The sequence below is a fragment of the Variovorax sp. PAMC26660 genome (assembly GCF_014302995.1).
In the GTDB taxonomy this organism is placed as follows: domain Bacteria; phylum Pseudomonadota; class Gammaproteobacteria; order Burkholderiales; family Burkholderiaceae_C; genus Variovorax.
The window spans coordinates 6,143,797-6,162,212 of the sequence record NZ_CP060295.1 but is presented as its reverse complement, the minus strand read 5'-3'; the positions used below and the strand labels follow the sequence as shown (position 1 = coordinate 6,162,212).

The window sequence follows — 18,416 nt, the reverse complement described above, 5'->3', positions numbered from 1 at the left end:
TATGCCTCAGTATGTTGAGTCCTGCGCAGGCGCGGTGGACTTGCGGGGTGTTGGGATTTTGCTATCCAGATCCATTCCAGATACCACCACGTCAATCAGCACATATAGCTTTGTACCGCTCCCAGAAGGTCCTGGCAGGCACACAAAAATCCAACGCGCGTAGCCCTGATTTGTGATCTCTTTTTCCTTGCCTTTCCGAAACTGCTGGTTCGCAGCGCGCGGGTATTGGCGTTCAAGTGCTTGGGGAATTCGCTTTTCAGTCCAGTCTGTCCCCATCTGCTGCCCATCACACGTATTCTTGAGCCGGTACGTGGTCTCCTTCTTGATCCCGTCGGTGTTCTTTTCATCAAATGCCTTGGCAATGTGCTTGGCCTCGAACACCACGAACTTTGGATAAGTGTTGACCGGTGGCTTGCCAGTGAAGTCATATCGCGCCTGAGGAGGCTTGCCTGTCGGCGGAATGAAGATCAGCTTGCCCGGCTTAGGCACTGTCACCGTCGCAGGCATCGGGTTGGGCTGATCGAAAGGCGAGCGCTTCTCAAACAGTCCATCCAGCCCTTTGCCCTTGGGCGGATCAATCAGTCGAGCATATTGCAGCGCCTGCTCCATCAGCACATAGCCGTCTTCCTCGCACTCGGTTCCGTTCTTCTTGTTCTCCTCGCTCTGCGGCTTGCAATCGTTGTTGGCCGTGTCCGTTACAGCATCGGCTTTGGGGAGAGCATCCGGAATCGGAAGTTGATTCTTCTTTTCGTACTCGGCACGCCAGCGCCGCAGGTCTTCGTCCTCGGTGTTCTTCTGGAATGCATTGCTGGGGGTCAAGACGATCACCAGCACGAACAGCACGATCGCCGCCGGCTCGGCCAGCAATGCCAACGCACTTCGGCCGGCAACCCCCGCGCCGGGCCCCCCCAAAGGAGGTGCCTCTACCGGAGGCACGAGGCGCAACGGTGGCCTCGCCCTGGGCATATAGGGCTCGTTGGCCGGAGGCACATCCGTTATCGGTGCATTCGGCAAAGGCTGCGGGTTGGCCTGCGCCAACAATACAGGTTCGCCGTAGGCTGCTGACTCGATGCCTTTGACCTGCTTTTGCAGAATCCCCTTCCAGGTATCGATCTCGGCCTGCGCCTTCTTCTTGCCGCCCGCCCAGTCGAAGCCCTCCACGTACTTGCGCGCATCCCCGTAGCTCTGGCTGTGCATGAAGGCCTGCACTTCGCTCCAGGGGCGCCCGTCTGCCGCCATGCCGAGCAGGGTGCAAGCCGCGCCGTAGCTGGGCATGAAGCCCGAGAAGTAGTACGCAAGCTGGTCAGACACCTGCGAGCGCTCGCCACCGCTGAGCACGTAGCCGAGAAAGTCGCGCGTCAGGTGCAGGAAGTCGTCGTCGTTGTGAAACCCTTTGACCCGCGACAGCCACTGCCCCGCAATGGCCTTGGCTGCATCCGTTTGCCGAACGAGCTCCATGGGATAGAAGAGCCCCAGAAAACGCTCGATCTCCGCCGCCGCCATACGGACTGCATCCGACAGGTTCGGCTTGACCTGCTGAATGGGAATGGTGCGAGAAATCACGACATCAATCCCTTCACCAGTGCAATGGCTGCATCGGCATCGCTGGCCGCACCGAAGCGATCATTCGGCCGCTTCGATTCGCCATCCCACTTCCGCTCGTCCTCCCCCCAGATGACCTTTGCCGATCCCGGTGGCACACCGTCGTGCCGCGCGAAGCCGTTGCCATCGAGCTTGCCGCGAATGACCGTGCCGTTGTCGAAGATGAGTTTGTAGGCAGCCCCCTTGACCGGCTCCAGATCGTCATAGTGATGATTCAACTCGATGAAGTGCTGCGCCTCATTGATCGCCCCGGTGGGCAAGTGCGGCAACTCCGCCGGACTCCCCTTCGGCCCCACAAAACTCTTGCTCGTCCCCTTCACATCCAGCAACCCCGGCATCTTCAGCGTGATGTTCGCCCCATCCAGCTCGATGCTTGTCTGCCCGCCCTTGAGCGTGATCTTCTGCTTGGCCAGCACGTGGATCTCGTCATTGCTGCTGGTGACCGTGAAGCCTTCCTTCGCCAGCCATTCCAGTTCGTCCGTGTGCGCCTGCACGCTCACCGGCCCCTCTTGTGCGATGACCTGAATCCCGCCTTCATGGCTGTAGAGCCCCACGGACTTGCCCGCCGCAAAGCTCACGGTCTTGCCCGCTGCCATGTGGGCCTGCTCCTGCGCCGTCCAGTGGATCGCCTCGCCCGCATATACCGTGGCGCTCGCGGGTGTGGCCATGTTCAGGCTCATGTTCGCGTCCAGCACCATCAGCGGCCGGGCGAAGGCGGGCACGGGCTCTTGCCCTTCGCGCGCGCCCGCACCCTCGCCGCCCTTCAGCTCTCGCGCATCCTGGCCGTTGACGTTGCCGGGGTAGTGCCCGTTCCTCTGCGGATCGATGTCGTCGATGAGCGGCTGGAGCAGCGCCGTCGCACCCAGTGCCAGCGCCTTGGCACCGCCGGCCGCATCCGACAGGTTCTGTGCTTCGCGCAACGCACCCGCGATTTGGCCGCGCACGCTGGTGGTGTCCTGTACGCTGCCTGCCGCCCGCTCCTGGGCCAGCGTCGAGATCAGCAGGCCTTCGCCCGCGCGCGTGACCACCCATGCATCGGAGCGCAGTTCGGCACCGGTGCCGCGCCAGGCGCCGCGATTGCTTTCATCGGGCGACTGCGCGTTGAGGTGGCCCAGGTTCAACTGGCTCGCCGCATGCGAGCTGGCCAGGCGCGTGCGCACCTGGCCGGGCGCATCGTCGGCAATCCACTGGTTGTAGCCGCTGCCGTCGAGCGCACGGCTGTGCCAGCCCGAGAGCACGCCCGCATGGTTGGCCGACGAATCGGTGCCGGCCGACCACGGGGGCAGGTCTTGTCCGTTGTAGAGCTGCTGGCCGACCACCGGCCGGTCGATGTCGCCTTCGATGAACGACACCAGCACCTCGGAGCCGACACGCGGCAGATGGTGTGCGCCCCAGTTCGGACCGGCCACCGGCGCGGCCACACGCAGCCAGACCGACTGGCGGTTGCTGGCATGGCGACCGGCTGCGACCAGGCTGCCCTGTCCGCCTCGGCCCGGCTGACCCGATTGCTGTTGCGTCGCGCGCTGGGCCTGCCAATGAAAGCGCACCTGCACCCGGTGGTCGCGCTGCGTGTGGACTGCCGTCGGCGCCTCTTCGTCATCGGCGCCGACCACGAGCGCGACCATCGCCTCGGGTGCCGTGGGCTTGGGGCGCCAGTGCGGCACCACCTGCGCTTCGGCCGGCTGCGCCTCGAAGCTGTTGCGGTAGCTGCCTTTTTCAAGCGCGCCGGCTTCTAGCACCTGTGCAGCCTGCGCGCCCAGGTTGTTGGCGGCCTCGTGGCGCACGCGCAGCGCAAGGAATTTCTGGCCCTCGAAGCGGTCGTGTTGCGTGAGCGTGAAGCACTCGCCGGCGCCCAACTGCCGCACGCTGCCCGCGCCGCCATAGCGTTTGATGCGCGACTCGAAAGCCACCAGTTGCTGCTCGGCGCGACGGCCTGCAGCGGCGCTGTCGGCATAGCGCTGCGCGCCGGCGCCGTCGTAGTGCTCCAGCACGGGCACGTCGCCCGTCTCGAGCGCGCTCTGCACAGAGCCGGTGGGCGCCTGCAGCACGCTGGCATCCCAAGCGTTCAGCGTCACCGAGTTGGTAGCGACCTGGCGCCGGCTGCTCCATGCGGTGATGCTGTCCTGCTGCTCGGTGGCGTCGACGCGGTGAAAGCGGATTTCGGGCAAGGCGCAGTCGGGCGCTTTGGCCTCGCAGTCGAAAATCACCAGGCGATGGTGCGACGGTGCTGCATTGTTAGCGGCGCTGCTGCTGCCCTCGCCGCCTTTCGATTGCTCGTGCTCGAAGCGAAAGCTCAGGCCCTCCTGTGCGAGCAGGCGCAACACAAAGGCGAGATCCGACTCGCGGTACTGCACGCAGGTGGGCCGCACGGGCAGCTCCTGCGTGACTTCAAAGCTGAAGCTGGCGGCGGTGTGGTCGGCGAACACTTCGCTGACGATGTCCTGCACATTCTTGGCGGCATACACAAAGCTGTCGCGGCGCAGGCCCAGCGTGGCCAGCCAGGGCTGCAGGTGCAACCGGTAGCGCGCGAGGCCGCCGTCGCCGCCCAGTGCATCGACTGCGGTGAGGTAGCCGTGCCAGGTGCGGAAACTGCCGTTGGCGAGCAGCAGGCGCAGGCTCAGCTCTTCGCCGATCAACGCGAAGGGATCGAACTCGCTCGACGTGGCGAGGGTGTCGATGGTGAAGTCGAAAAGCTCATTGATGGCTTCGGTGCCGGTGAAGCGCTCGACGACGACGGCGTTCTGCGGCGCCGATGCGGGCAGTTGCAGCTTGATGAGGCGCGCCTGCTCGGAGAGCCGCGCAACGTTCAGGCCGTCGGACGTCCATGGCGTTGCGCCATAGGTCGGCATGAAGCTGTTTGAAGTGTCTGACATTGATTTTTTCCCTCCCTGATTTCACACCCAGTACGTTCCTACACCGCCACGCCAGGCAGACCCGCCAGCCGGGCAACCTCTTCCACACTCGACGCCGGCCCGCCGGCCGCTGCAATGACCTCTGCCGGCAACTCTGGCAGCTTGCCCGCGCCGCTGGTGCGCAAGCTCTCGCCCGGCTGGATGGCTGGGCCGCCCTCTTCCATGTAGCGCCGGATGTGCTCCCACAACCGCCAGAGTGCGGCATCTTCATACCAGCCAAGGTAGCCGATCAAGGCAATGCCTTCCAGCTTGCGCGGGTTCTGGCGCTCACCCCAGAGCAGGCGTAGCACATGGGTGTCGCGCGCCGACTCGCCGGTGAGTTGCATGATCTTGTAGCTGCGGGCCTGCAACTCGTCCCACGAAGTGGTGATCACTCTGTCGATGCCCACGCGCTCCCAGAAGCGCCAGAAGCGCAAGCGCCCCAACACGCTGATGCTGACTTCTCGGGTCCTGCGGTTGAAGACCACGGGGATGTCACGGGGGCTTAAGTAGGTAGAGCGGATGGCAAAGCAAAAAGGGAAAAATCCAAGCGCAAAAAAATACTTCCAAAGATTACGAGGGAAAGGTTTGGCCAGAAGAGAGCCTCAAAAAGAAGCCATCCTCCCATTCCCATACAACCCAAAGAGAAAACCGCAAAGGTCTTCCCATTTCCCACTGTCTCGCCGGTTCCGAACGGTGCGCCAATCTGAATCGCATCCGGGTGCACCGCCAGCAGTGAATCGCAGGTGCTCGCACCCTGGTGAACGGGCCGCTTCTTGTCTTCGGGCGCCACACGCGTGATCGTGCCATTGAGCATCGGCCGCAGCGCCTCGCCAATATCGTCGAACTGCGTCTCCGATCCCTGCCAGTCCGGCAGCAGTACCTTGTATTCAGGTAGCTTCTTCATGTCACTCCGTCATCCCCAGCGCTGTCGGCACCGCTTGAGTCTTGATAGCCGCTGGCGTCCGACTGGCAGGGCCTGGGAGCACTTTCGCTTTCAACCTACGCCTCCACGCCTGCCAGCCGGGCAACCTCTTGCGCACTCAATGCCGGCCCGCCGGCCTCTGCAATGACCTCCGCTGGCAACTCCGGCAGCTTGCCCGCACCACTGGTACGCAAGCTCTCGCCCGGCTGGATGGCTGGGCCGCCCTCTTCCATGTAGCGCCGGATGTGCTCCCACAGCCGCCAGAGTGCCGCGTCTTCATACCAGCCGAGGTAGCCGATCAGGGCGATGCCTTCCAGCTTGCGCGGGTTCTGGCGCTCACCCCAGAGCAAGCGCAGCACATGGGTGTCGCGGGCGGCCTCGCCGGTGAGTTGAATGATCTTGTAGCTGCGAGCTTGCAACTCGTCCCACGAAGTGGTGACCACTCTGTCGATGCCCACGCGCTCCCAGAAGCGCCAGAAGCGCAAGCGCCCCAACACGCAAATGCTGACTTCGCGGGTCTTTCTATTGAAGCCCACAGGGATGTCCCGGGGGGCAAGGTGGGACATGCGAAGGGCAAAAGAACAGAACAAAAATCCCATCCCAAACATGACAATCCCGACGAGCAGGGGCAACCAAAAATTTGAAGCCCCCCAAGCGACCCAGAACGCGGCAATCCCGATACCCATCATTCCGAGCGAGAACGCAATAAAGGTATTCCCATTCCCAATCACCTCCCCCGTACCCATGGGCGCGCCAATCTCAATCGCATGCGGGTGCACAGCCAGCAACGAATCACAGGTGCTCGCCCCCTCGTGAACGGGCTGCTTCTTGTCTTCGGGCGCCACACGCGTGATCGTTCCATTGAGCATCGGCCGCAGCGCCTCGCCGATGTCGTCAAACTGTGTCTCCGGCCCCTGCCAGTCTGGCAGCAGCACGTTGTATTCAGGTAGTTTCTTCATATCACTTCGTCATCCCCAGCGCTGTCGGCACCGATCGAGTCTTGATAGACGCTTGCGTCCGACTGGCAGGGGCTGAGAGTTCTTTTGGCTTGGGTTCTACGCTGCCACTAGACACACCCGCCAGCCGGGCAACTTCTTCCACACTCAATGCCGGTCCACCGGCCGCTGCAATGACCTCCGCTGGCAACTCCGGCAGCTTGCCCGCACCGCTGGTGCGCAAGCTCTCCCCTGGCTGAATGGGCGGACCGCTCTCTTCCATGTAGCGCCTGATGTGCTCCCACAGCCGCCAGAGCGCGGCGTCTTCGTACCAGCCGAGGTACCCGATCAAGGCGATGCCTTCCAGCTTGCGCGGGTTCTGGCGCTCTCCCCAGAGCAAGCGCAGCACATGGGTGTCGCGGGCGGCCTCGCCGGTGAGCTGCATGATCTTGTAGCTGCGGGCCTGCAACTCGTCCCACGAAGTGGTGATCACTTTATCAATGCCCACGCGCTCCCAGAAGCGCCAAAAGCGCAAGTGCCCCAGCACGCAGATGCTGACTTCGCGGGTCTTGCGATTGAAAACCACGGGAATGTCGCGGGGGGCAAGGTGAGACATCCGAAGGGCGAAGGAGCCGAACAAGAATCCCATGGCAAAAAAAATACTTCCGCCCAGAAGAAAAAAACTATCTAGCCAAATCGCCGCCTCGACAAGAAACCAAACCCCCATGCCCATTATTCCGAGCGAAAAAGCAATAAAGGTATTCCCATTCCCAATAACCTCCCCTGTACCCATGGGCGCGCCAATCTCAATCGCATCCGGATGCACCGCCAGCAACGAATCACAGGTGCTCGCACTCTCGTGAACGGGCTGCTTCTTGTCTTCGGGCGCCACACGCGTGATCGTGCCATTGAGCATCGGCCGCAGCGCCTCGCCGATATCGTCAAACTGCGTCTCCGGCCCCTGCCAGTCCGGCAGCAGCACGTTGTATTCAGGTAGCTTCTTCATGTCATTCCGTCATCTCAAGCGCTGTTAGCGCCGATTGCGTTGTGATGGCCGCGCGTCCGACTGGTAGGGGCTGAGAGTGCTTTGGGCTTGGGTTCTACGCTGCCACCGGACACACCCGCCAGTTGAGCGACCTCTTCCACACTCAATGCCGGCCCGCCGGCCGCAGCAATGACCTCCGCCGGCAACTCCGGCAGCTTGCCCGCTCCACTGGTGCGCAAGCTCTCGCCCGGCTGGATGGCTGGGCCGCCCTCCTCCATGTAGCGCTGGATGTGCTCCCACAGCCGCCAGAGTGCCGCGTCTTCGTACCAGCCGAGATAGCCGATCAAGGCGATGCCTTCCAGCTTGCGCGGGTTCTGGCGCTCACCCCAGAGCAGGCGCAGCACATGGGTGTCGCGTGCCGACTCGCCGGTGAGTTGCATGATCTTGTAGCTGCGGGCCTGCAACTCGTCCCACGAAGTGGTGATCACTTTGTCAATGCCCACGCGCTCCCAGAAACGCCAGAAGCGCAAGCGCCCCAACACGCTGATACTGACTTCTCGGGTCTTGCGGTTGAAGACCACGGGGATGTCACGAGAGGCTAGGTGAGACATGCGAAGGGCGAAGGAGAAGAAGAGAAAGCCCATTCCAAAAATGATGAGACCAAAAACCAATGGCTCTAGAAAACTGGCCGCGCTCGGTGGGTTGCTCCAAGGGCTTGGATCGTCGTAGGTAAACCAATTCAGCCAACGCTCCCCAGCTTTCCAAAACCAAGGAATCCCAAAACCCATACAACCCAAGGAGAAAACCGCAAAAGTATTCCCATTCCCTACCACTTCTCCGGTACCCATAGGCGCTCCAACCTGAATCGCCTCCGGATGCACAGCCAATAGTGAATCGCAGGTGCTGGCGCTCTCGTGCACAGGCTGCTTCTTGTCTTCGGGCGCCACGCGCGTGATCGTCCCGTTGAGCATCGCGCGCAACGCGTCACTGATATCGTCAAACTGCGTCTCCGCCCCTTGCCAATCCGGCAGCCGCACGTTGTATTCGGGTAGCTTCTTCATGTCAGTCGGTTATCGTCTGGTCCACCACATAGTCTCCGCTGGTGGCGTCGACCAGCACCTGAACCTGGACCTGGGCTCGTGGGTACAGCAACCCATCGGTGTCGATGGTGATATGGGTGAAGTCGCCTTCGTCGCTGCGCTTCGGGCTCTCCACACCCTTCAAGCTCAGCGGTGCCGCGGGCGGCACGCTGCGGCCTAGCAGGTAGACCAAGGTCGAGATGCCGTCGCGGCCGGCCAACGTGATGCCAATGGTCCATTCGAGGCTGTCGCGCAATGCCTTGGGCATCCACAGGCGCAACTCGACCGACTTGAACAGGCCACTGTGGTCTCCGAAGGGGTCTTTCATGAACAGAGAGCCCAGGCCAGCATCGCCGCGCGACACACCGGCCCCGGTCGTGGCCATGGTGTTCATGCCGTAGTCGAATTCGACGCGGATGCCCATGAGCAGTTTGTTGAGTTCCTGCTGCTCAACCTCCAAACTACCCCATTTGTCCTTGGCGCTGCCCCAAATGCTCTTGGCGACCCATTCTTCGGTGGGTGTGTCTTGCAGCAGCATGGCGATGTAGCCGACACCGATGGCAAGCCCGATCAGAATCAATCCCCAGCCGGTCCAAGACAGGCCCAGCAGGCCGGCACTCGCGACAGAGCCGCCTATTTGCCCAGCGGCCATCAGTCCGGCTCCACCTGCGAGTCCGAAAAAAATCGAAGAGGTGAGATACGCCGCTGCAGAGTCCGAATCCCCGCTAGCTTTTCGTTTGTAGAAGTTCAACCCCGCCAGCCCCGCATCCACAAACAGCCCCGCAGCCGACAACCTGCTCGCCATCAGCTTCAGCATGGTCGCCCTCGAAGCCCATGCACCGTTCGTCTTGGCCACCTGCTCTGCGACCTCGAGGCTGGCCGCCGTGATGCCCATGCCCGAGCCGGCCAGTCCAAACCACGCGGCAGTGCGCTGGTCTTGTGTGCCGTGCTCCAGTGTCTTGACGGACTTGGCAATCGAGAACCCATGCAGCACCGCGCCGGCCGCCGAAAAGGAGGCCGCACCGCCATTCATGACGGCGGCAGAACCCTTGGCAAAGCCGGAGAGCTGTGCGGCGGTCCAGCCGGCCGCACGGGTGGCCGCTTGCGTCGCCGGAGCGGTGGCGCTGCCGAGCGCCCGCCCTGCAGCGGTGGCAGCGGTGGCCGCAGAGCGCCCCGCCTGGGCCGTGGCGTTGACAGCGGAACGCCCTGCGAAGGAAGCCTTTTTCGTCAGCTCATCTGCCGATTCCGCCGTGAAAACCCACACGTCGATCAGCGTGTTGAGACCGCGCGAATGACCCGACAGCGCCAGGCTCAGGCCGCCCGCCAGCACCACGTTTTTTAGCTTGCCTGTGGCGGCGGCGCCAGCCTTGTTGGCCGCGGCCGCCACGGCTCCCGCGCCCTGCGCCGCGCGGCGCCCCAATTCGCCGCGCAGGCTCTCCCAGTACTGCACAGCCTCGGACAGGGTCATCTTGACCGTCTGCGCCATCGCGCCTTCGGGGCCTGCCGTGGCGGTAATGCTCTGGATGACGGCAGTGAGAAATTCCCGTGTCTTGACCGACACCGGGTCGGTGCCTGTCGTGGCCATGCTGATCCCGCCGGCGATGGTGATGAGCGGATGCACCACGCCCGAGGCGGCGGTTTTCAACGCCGGCAGGCTGCTGACGACCTTGTCGTAGAACGGATAGCTGGCAAGCAGGGCCTGGCTGGCCAACGGAACGCTTTTGCCCGCGGCAGCGTCTTTCATCGCCTGCGCTGTTTCCTCGAACAACTTGAAGATGTTCTTGGTTTCCTTGTGGACCTTGGTGGGCTTGAAGGCATCGAAGAACGCCACCTGATTGCCCAGAAGCGCGCGCGTGAGCAGCGCTTCGCTGTCGTGCGGGTTGCTTCCCACGAAGGGCTGGTACCACTCGAGGCCGGTGGCGCTCATGTGGCCGCCGAGCGTGCTCTGTGCCACGGCGTAGGCGTAGTGCAGGCCGTCGATGCGTTCGTTGGGGCCGAAGTCGTTGCCGGTCACCAGCTTGCGGGCATTCGACTTGAGCCAGTGACCGTGATCGGGCTCGACTTTGACCAAAAGCTTTTTGTCCGCCTCTGCGCGCGTGCTGAAATTCTGCAGGAAATCCCTGAACGGGTACTGTCCGCCGGATGCGAGCTTTTTGAGCAGGTCGGCCTTGCGGTTTGCGGTCTCGTGGTCGAGCTCCTTGTCGTCGGGAAAGGTGATCGTGCCGTTGACCGGATCCGGGTAAGTGCCACCGCGCCCCGTGGCGATGCCTCGGCGCACGCCCTGGTAACGCGCTTCGGGCGGCAAGGTGCCGGCCTTCTGCTGGGCCTGGAATTCTTCGTTGGTGATGGGCTTGCCTTTGAGTTGCGCCGCACCCGCCACACGCTGCTTGGCCGCCTCGCCGCTTGAATCCACCTCCTTGAGCAAGCCCTCGATGGTGAGCGCGGTCTGCAACTTCCACTGACCTTTGTCTTCCTTGTTCAACCACTCGGCTGCGGTGTTGCAACGGGCCATCCGCATATAGGCCGACTCGGAAGTCACTCCAATGGCGTCAGGTACGCAGACCATGTGGACGTTGCCCATGGTGTATTGCCCCTGCGAGGCATCCACCAGGCGCTGCGCAGCCTGCACGACCTGCACCGCCGTCTCCGGCCGCACGGCGGTGTCGCCTGCGACACCTGCCTTGACTTGCAAGGGCGGAAATGGCGAGCCCAGCAATGCATCCGGGGGCAATTTTTCGTCGTAGTCGGCAACCAGCGACAACATCGCCCCGGCGGTCAACGGCATGGAGCGCTTGGCCGTGCCGCTCGAAGCTTGTATCTGCGTCATGCGCCTGCTGCGCAGATCCGCCTTCGACGCGTAGGTATTGCGAACAGGCTCGGACCAGGGATGGTCGCTGTAGCCGACCCAGACCGAGCCGGCCTTCTTGGCTTCTGGAATCACCAGCAGCATGGCCATGGCATAAGCGTCCGAGCGCTGGCACACAAAACCACCATCGGCACTGGTGCTGTTGGTGAGCGGCGCCGCCCCCAATGGGAATGGACTGAGATAGCCCCCATTGCTGACACGGTAGAACGCCCATCCTTTGTCGGCTTTCAGTTGAGCCGTGTGGGGCTTTTCGTAATAGACCATGACAAACCCCGTACGCAGGGTTCGCATCGTGTAGCGGCTGAAGCTCAACGCCACTTCGGCCGTGTGCATGTCGAGCAAGGGACGCGCTGCGTCCTGCCTGGCTTGCGCGTAGCCTGCTTCGGCAAGACCTGGACGCACGAGCAGCACGGGCAGCCCCGCCTTGACGCACGCCGGGCACCCGCCAGTGGCGCATGCGGGAGTATTGGCAGCCGCTTTCTGCGCGCCTGCCGAGTAGCTGGGGGGCGGTGTACTAGCCAAGTTGTTCTCTCTGTTCGATGGGTCGCGTGGGGGCGAATCCGGCATCTCGCTCAAGTTCGGCCCGGATGGCGTCCCAGCCCTGCGGGTCGGGGATGTCTTCGAGTGCCTGCGCGAGGGTGACGCTTCCACTCAAGGCGCGATTGACGGCCGAGTGCAATGCCGGATGGCTTGTGAGCTGCGGATGCACTTGCAGGATGTAAGCGCCCAGCAGAACGCGGTCTTGACGATTCGTCAGCCCGGTAGCGATGACTGCGCCTGCAGCCTGCGCCGCTCTTCGCAAATAGTCGGGGGGCAACGCGCCGGCAAACCGAAGCCAGCCTCGCAACAGGTCTTGAACCGCTTCGTTCTGCTGTGCATGGGCCCATTGGTCAGGACTGAATGAGAGGGCTTGCGGCAGCACATCGGCCTGCGCCTCGTAGCACACCAGTTCGCCACAACGATCAAGAACATACCAGCGCGGTATCGGGCGCAGCAGCCCCGCCTGTTGGCGGGCTGTGAGCACAGGCCACATCCACTCGAGTACGCGCCGATCGGCCCAGCGCAGCAGCATATTGCCGGCTTTGGGCATGAGCGAGGGTTGCATGCACCGCGCAAGGTGGCGCGCAAGTGCCTCGCCCGGCGCATTGGTCAACAGCCATCCGCCAAGCGCAAACCCCTGCTGGCTTTCCTCATCGGGATCAGATTGCTCGGTGATGGCCAATGCAATGGAAGCCTCGAGCAAATGGGTGTCGTGGGGATGCAGATGGATCAACCGGGGGTGCTGACTGTCTTTGAGCAGCGGGTGACGAACGGAAACGGGCCACACCTTGCGCGACTCTTCCTGCAGCCAGTCCACAGCAAAAGGCTCCTTCAGCATCGGATCGACCAGCAAGTACGCCGAGAGCGTTTCGTCCGCCTGCAGCGCCTCGCCCAACTGTCTAGCAACGCGTTGAAGCATCTGGCTTCTGCCTCAAAGGGTTACGGCGCCGCTGGCAGCCGCATCGTTCTGTTTTGGGCACGGCTGTGCTTGCGCCTTGCCCACGCTGTTGCTCGCGCTGTCGCCTTGCGGCCCCACGAAGTTGTGCATTCCCCTGAACGTCACCTTCCCCGGCGCATGGATCTTGATGCTCGCGCCTTCGAGCTTGATGTACGCACCGGCCACGGTCAGCAGCACGTGCGTCGGGGCCTCGACGTTGACGTCCTTCGTCACGCTGGCGATCGTCACCTTCTTGTCGGCTGCGATTTTTGTGGCGCCCTTCTGGCTTTGCAGCGTCACTTTGCCGCTGGCTGCATGCATCGCGATGCCGCGCTCCTGGTTCGGCTCCTGTCCTGCGCCGGCCTTGGCGCCGAGCGTGTACAGGCTCACGCCTTTGGCCACGCTCATGGCAATCTGGCCCTGCGCCGGCAGGTCGATGTCTTGGTTGGCAACGATCGCGGTGTTCTTGCCGCTTACTGCAATCGCCTCCTTCGGCGTGACGAAGCCAATGCCCATCGGCGCACTGAACTGCAGGTGCGGCTCGCTGTACGCGGTGACGCTGCCCTGCCCGCCCTCAGTCGCCTTGATGCCACCACCCGAGCCCGCAGCGCCGCCGGTCGCTGCGTTTCCTTCCTGCTTCGTGCCCAGAACTTCCGCTACGTGTTTCAGCCCGTCGATGGCCGGCAGCTTGTCGGGGGGGCCTTCGCCCTTGATCTGCGCCTTCTGGGTCTGCGCGCTCTGGGCCAGTGAAGTGGCGAGTTCTTCAGCCTGCTTCGTCTGCTGTTGTGCCTCTTGGCTCGCCATGAAGGCGCCCTTTGCGTTCGACTGGGCATGCGCGCTCACGAGCAGGCCTGCCCCCGCGCGGATCGCGCCTTGCGCGGTGGTCGCCAGTTCGGCCCCGTGCCCCCGCCCCTTGCCGCGCGCGTTGTCGTCCTGCTGCTTGTGGTGCCCCAAGTGCAGCCGGCTCTGCGCCTGCGTGGTGGCCAGGCTCGTGCTGCCCTGCCCAGGCGTGTCGTCGAACACGAGCTGGTTGTAGCCGCCGTCGCCGCTCTGGCTGGCGCTCAGCTCCTGGGTCTTGATGCCGGAGAACACGGCGTTGTGCGCGTGTTCCTTCGCCTCCTTGCCTTCGCCAGCGAACCAGGCGGGGGCGTTGCCGGTGGACTGCGCCGCACCGGCGGGTTTCTGGTTGTGCTGGGCATCGGTCTGGCCGGCGCCGTTGTAAAGCGCCGCAACGACCACGGGGCGGTCGATGTCGCCGTGGTGGAACTCGACGAGCACTTCCTGCCCCACGCGCGGCAGGGTGACCTGGCCCCAGTTGTCGCCGGCGGCGCTGGCAGCCACGCGCACCCAGGCGCCCAGGCTGTCAGAGGCGGGTGCGTTGTCCTGGCCGTCGGTGCGAGGCTGGCGCGCACTGGAACCGCTGCCGCGCTGCCAGTGGAACTGCACCTTGATGCGGTGGTCGCGGTCGGTATGTATCGGCGCATCACCGCCCACACCAATGACGATGGCGCTCTGGCTGCCGTGCACGCTGGGCTTTGGATGGATGCGCTGGCCGTGGCCATCCATGCTCAAGGGCCGGTAGGGGATGGCGGCGCGCACGGTGCTGAACTCGTTGCGGTAGTGGGTGACGGTGTCGGGCTTCGCATCCGCATTGCCACTATCGGTTGTTGCATCGAACTCCGTGGCCACGTCGGGCAGGCCCAGGCGTTCACCAACCCCGGCCTTCACGTCTTCGTCGAAGTTGTTGCGCGCGATATGGCGCACAGCAAGCAAGGCGAAGCGGCGGTCCTGCTCGCTGTCCTTGTCGTGCTGCTCGTGGCCGCTCAGCGTGAAAGTGGTGGCGGGTGCGAGGGTGCGCACGGCGCTGCGGCCTTCAAAAGTCTTGTTGCGCAGCTCCAGCGCCTGCAGGGCATTGGCCACGAGGCGTTCGCCTTGCGCGGAGGTCTCCCAGCCATAGGCGCCGGGGTCGTCGCTCCACTGCAGCACGCGGTGGCCGCGCGACGATGCCCCCGTGCCGGTGTTGTCCGTGCCTGTGCTGCGGCTTTGCTGCTGCACGGGCCGCGCGCTCACGCTCTTGTAGTCCCAGCTCTGTTGATCGAGGCTGTTGGTCTGCAACTGGCGGCGTCCGCGCCATTGCTGGATGGTGTCTTCGGCCTCGCTCGCATCGGCCCGGTGAAAGCGGATGGTGGGCTGCGCGTTGGCGCGGAAGGCGCCCGCATGGTCGGCGATGACCAGCACATGGCTGCCGAGCGCGCCGTCCTTGCCGTTGGCGTGCTCGAACCAGTAATAGAGCCCTTCTTCGGCCAGCAGTCGGGCGACAAAATCAAAGTCGCTCTCGTGGTACTGGGTGGTGATGCCGCGCACGGGGTAGATGTCGTGCTGGGCAATCTCCCAGCGCCATTGCACGGCCAGTTTTCCTTGTTGCTGGTAGCGGGCGAACACGGCATCGACAATCTCGACCACGCCCTGGTGCTGAAACAGGCAGCTGTCTTGGCGATAGCGCAGGAACGCGAGCCACGGCTCGATGACGATCCTGTAGCGCGCCATGCCGCCGTTGCTGGCCACGCACTCGGCCTCGGTCACGTGACCGTGGAAGGGGCGCAGTTCGGTGCGGCTCTGTGCGGTCTGAAGATCGAGGCGCACGCCCTGCCCCACCAGGGTCTTGAGTTCGATGTGGGCGTCGTCGCTCAACGCGGTGAGTTCGAAGCGAAAGCCCCCGTCGTCGATGGACTCCACGCCGTCAAGACGCTCGGCCAAAAGCTTGTCGTCGCCCAGCGGCGTGTGCAGCACCAGCAACCGGTCGCGCTGTGTGGTTCCGGCGCGCAACAGCGCACCGAGTGAAGCCGAGTTGAAGTCCGCCATATTTGTAGTTCTCCCATTGACCCGAACCGCTGCCGCGCCTAGGTGACCCGGTAGCGGAACTCGCCGCTCTTGCTGCAGCTGGCCTTGATCCTGGCGAGCGGCGCCTCGTCGGCCATGCGCGTGAGCACGACCTCCGCGATCTCGGGCAGCAGCGTGCCGTTGAGGATGTGATCGACATTGCGTGCGCCCGAATCGACTTCGGTGCAACGCGCAAGCACGGCCTCCACCAGCGCGTCGTCCCACTCGAACACGGCCTTGTGGTTGTTCGCGATGCGGTCGCGGATGCGGCCGAGCTTGAGCGCGATGATCTGCTCCAACACCGCATCGGTGATCGGATAGAACGGCGCCACCTTCATGCGGCCGAGAAAGGCCGGCTTGAAGGACTTCATGAGCACGGGGCGCAAGGCATCGGCCAGCGCGTCGGGCGCGGGGCGCTCGTCGTCGGCCTTGTTGAGACAGGCCTGCATGATCTGCGACGAACCGATGTTCGAGGTGAGGATGATCAGCGTGTTGCGAAAGTCGATCTCGCGGCCTTCGGCATCGTCCATCATTCCTTTGTCGAACACTTGGAAGAACATCTCGAGTACATCGGGGTGCGCCTTCTCGACTTCGTCGAGCAGCACCACGCTGTAGGGCTGGCGGCGCACGGCTTCGGTGAGCACGCCCCCTTCGCCATACCCCACGTAGCCGGGCGGCGAGCCCTTCAGGCCCGAGACGCTGTGCGCCTCCTGGTACTCGCTCATGTTGATGGTGATGAGCTTCTTCTCGCCGCCATAAAGAATGTCGGCCAGCGCGAGCGCGGTCTCGGTCTTGCCGACGCCCGAGGGGCCGACGAACATGAACACGCCGCGCGGCTTGTTGGGGTCTTCGAGGCGTGCGCTGGCGGTGCGCACGCGCTGGGCCACGGCAGCGAGCGCGTGGTCCTGGCCGATCACGCGCTCGGCCAGCAGGGTGTCCAGGCTGCGCACGGTCTTGATCTCGTCCTTGACCATGCGGCCCAACGGCACGCCGGTCCACGCAGAGACGATCTCCGCAACGACAAGGCCGTCGACCTGCAGCGGCACCATCGGCGTGCTGCCCTGCAGCGCGCGCAGTTCGGCCAGCAAGGCGTCGAGTTGATCGCGCTCAGGGTCCGCGGCGGCAGCGGTTTTCTTGCGACCGGTGGTGCGGGCCGGTGCGGCCTTTTCTGCGGGCGGATGAGGCTCGGCCGCTGCATCGGTTGCAGCAGGCGCATCGCGCTGCGCACGCAGCGCGCGGATGCGTTCGACCAGCGCCCCCTCCTCCACCAGCCGTTGCTGGCTCGCGGCCAACTCGGCCTGCAGCGCCGCTTTCTGTTCGGCCAGTTCAGCCTGTCGCGCTTCGTGGCGTCCACCGGCAGCCGTGTCGCGCACCAGCGCTGCGCTCTCGGCCTCGATGCGTTCGAGGCCGCGGTTGGCTTCCTCGATGAGCGCGGGCGTGGCGCTCTGGCCGAGTGCGACCTTGGCGCAGGCAGTGTCGAGCACGCTCACCGCCTTGTCGGGCAACTGGCGGCCGCTGATGTAGCGGTGCGACAGGCGCACAGCCTCGGTGATGGCTTCGTCGAGCACGCGGATGTTGAAGTGCTTTTCCATCAGCGGCACCATGCCGCGCAGCATGGCAGCGGCCAGCGTTTCGCTGGGCTCTTCGACTTTCACGACCTGGAAGCGCCGCGCGAGCGCCGCGTCCTTCTCGAAGTATTTCTTGTACTCGCCCCAGGTGGTGGCGGCAATGGTGCGCAGCTCGCCACGCGCGAGCGCGGGCTTGAGCAGGTTGGCCGCATCGCTCTGCCCGGCCTGGCCGCCGGCGCCGATCATGGTGTGGGCCTCGTCGATGAAGAGCACGATGGGATGCGGGCTCTTCTTGACTTCGGCAATGACGTTCTTCAGGCGGTTCTCGAACTCGCCCTTGACGCTCGCGCCGGCCTGCAGCAGCCCCATGTCGAGCGTGTGCAGCGCCACGGCGCGCAGCGACTCGGGCACGTCCTGCGACGCAATGCGCAGCGCAAGCCCTTCGACCACCGCCGTCTTGCCGACGCCGGCCTCGCCAGTGAGGATGGGGTTGTTCTGGCGCCGGCGCATCAGGATGTCGATGACCTGGCGGATCTCGGTGTCGCGGCCGATCACGGGGTCGAGCGCGCCGTCGCGTGCGCGCTGCGTGAGGTTGGTGGTGAACTGGTCGAGCGCAGGCGTTTTGGCGGGTGCGCCCGCCGTCGGCGCATCGGCCGGTGACTGCGGCGCATCACCACCGGCAGCATCCGACGATGCACCGGCTTCCACCGCTTCGCTCGAACCATCGGTGAGCTTGTCGAAGTCGTGCTTCAAATCTTCGAGGCGGATCTTCGCGAACAGCGGCGAGCCACGCTGCGCGAGCTGCGCAAGGTCGGGCTCTGTTAGCAGCGCCAGCAGCAAATGGCCCGAGCGGATCTGCGCCACGTGCGCATCGAGCGAGGCCAGCAGCCACGCTTGCTGGAACAGCTGCTGCAGATGCTGCGAGAACACAGGCGTGCGGGTGTTGCCGTTCTTGAAGGTCTGGATCTCGCGTTCAAGATCGGACTGGATCGCGGTCGCGCTGATGCGGTTGGCGCGCAGCACGCGCGCAAGGTCGTTGTCGGTCTGCTCCAGCAGGGCCAGGAACAGGTGTTCCAGGTCCACTTCATAGTGGCCATTGGCCAGGCACAGATTGGCGGCGCGCTGCGTCGCCATGCGTGCGCTGCCGTTGAGCTTGGTGATCAGTGTTTTCAGCGATGTGCTCATGAGCGATGGTTGTCTTCTGTCGG

General features: G+C 64.1%; 11 protein-coding genes. All 11 read right to left on the bottom strand.

Going from position 1 to position 18,416, the window contains the following annotated elements; genetic code table 11:
- Nucleotides 1-6: 6 nt before the first annotated feature.
- Complete coding sequence (locus tag H7F35_RS28925) at nucleotides 7-1,563, bottom strand: hypothetical protein (protein WP_187109943.1); 1,557 nt, start codon at nucleotides 1,561-1,563, stop codon at nucleotides 7-9.
- Complete coding sequence (locus H7F35_RS28920; protein WP_261803400.1) at nucleotides 1,560-4,475, bottom strand: type VI secretion system Vgr family protein; 2,916 nt, start codon at nucleotides 4,473-4,475, stop codon at nucleotides 1,560-1,562. Before H7F35_RS28920 ends, H7F35_RS28925 begins: the two co-directional genes overlap by 4 nt.
- A 38-nt stretch (nucleotides 4,476-4,513) precedes the next feature.
- A complete protein-coding gene (locus H7F35_RS28915) occupies nucleotides 4,514-4,981 on the bottom strand; it encodes a hypothetical protein (RefSeq protein ID WP_261803399.1) in 468 nt (155 codons plus the stop codon).
- Between the two features lie 17 nt (nucleotides 4,982-4,998).
- Nucleotides 4,999-5,400 carry a hypothetical protein gene (locus H7F35_RS28910; RefSeq protein WP_187109942.1) on the bottom strand — a complete coding sequence of 134 codons (402 nt, stop codon included), beginning with the start codon at nucleotides 5,398-5,400 and terminating at the stop codon, nucleotides 4,999-5,001.
- Nucleotides 5,401-5,495: 95 nt separating this feature from the next.
- Nucleotides 5,496-6,377 carry a DUF6708 domain-containing protein gene (locus H7F35_RS34925; protein WP_261803398.1) on the bottom strand — a complete coding sequence of 294 codons (882 nt, stop codon included), beginning with the start codon at nucleotides 6,375-6,377 and terminating at the stop codon, nucleotides 5,496-5,498.
- A 1-nt stretch (nucleotide 6,378) separates the two neighbouring features.
- On the bottom strand, nucleotides 6,379-7,359 hold the full coding sequence (locus H7F35_RS34640; RefSeq protein ID WP_222621980.1) for a DUF6708 domain-containing protein: 981 nt from the start codon (nucleotides 7,357-7,359) through the stop codon (nucleotides 6,379-6,381).
- Nucleotides 7,360-7,373: 14 nt separating this feature from the next.
- Nucleotides 7,374-8,399, bottom strand: a complete 1,026-nt coding sequence (locus H7F35_RS34635) for a DUF6708 domain-containing protein (protein WP_222621979.1) — start codon at nucleotides 8,397-8,399, stop codon at nucleotides 7,374-7,376.
- 1 nt (nucleotide 8,400) lies between these two features.
- The gene (locus H7F35_RS34630; protein WP_222621978.1) at nucleotides 8,401-11,694 is read right to left on the bottom strand and encodes a T6SS effector BTH_I2691 family protein; all 3,294 of its coding nucleotides are present in this window, start codon (nucleotides 11,692-11,694) and stop codon (nucleotides 8,401-8,403) included.
- A 103-nt stretch (nucleotides 11,695-11,797) separates the two neighbouring features.
- Nucleotides 11,798-12,742: a DUF4123 domain-containing protein gene (locus H7F35_RS28885; RefSeq protein WP_187109941.1), complete on the bottom strand. Its 945-nt coding sequence runs from the start codon at nucleotides 12,740-12,742 to the stop codon at nucleotides 11,798-11,800.
- A 12-nt stretch (nucleotides 12,743-12,754) separates the two neighbouring features.
- Nucleotides 12,755-15,622 carry a type VI secretion system Vgr family protein gene (locus tag H7F35_RS28880; RefSeq protein ID WP_187109940.1) on the bottom strand — a complete coding sequence of 956 codons (2,868 nt, stop codon included), beginning with the start codon at nucleotides 15,620-15,622 and terminating at the stop codon, nucleotides 12,755-12,757.
- Between the two features lie 38 nt (nucleotides 15,623-15,660).
- Nucleotides 15,661-18,393 (bottom strand): type VI secretion system ATPase TssH, encoded by a 2,733-nt coding sequence (gene tssH, locus H7F35_RS28875; protein WP_187109939.1) that lies wholly within the window; start codon nucleotides 18,391-18,393, stop codon nucleotides 15,661-15,663.
- Between the last annotated feature and the right edge of the window lie 23 nt (nucleotides 18,394-18,416).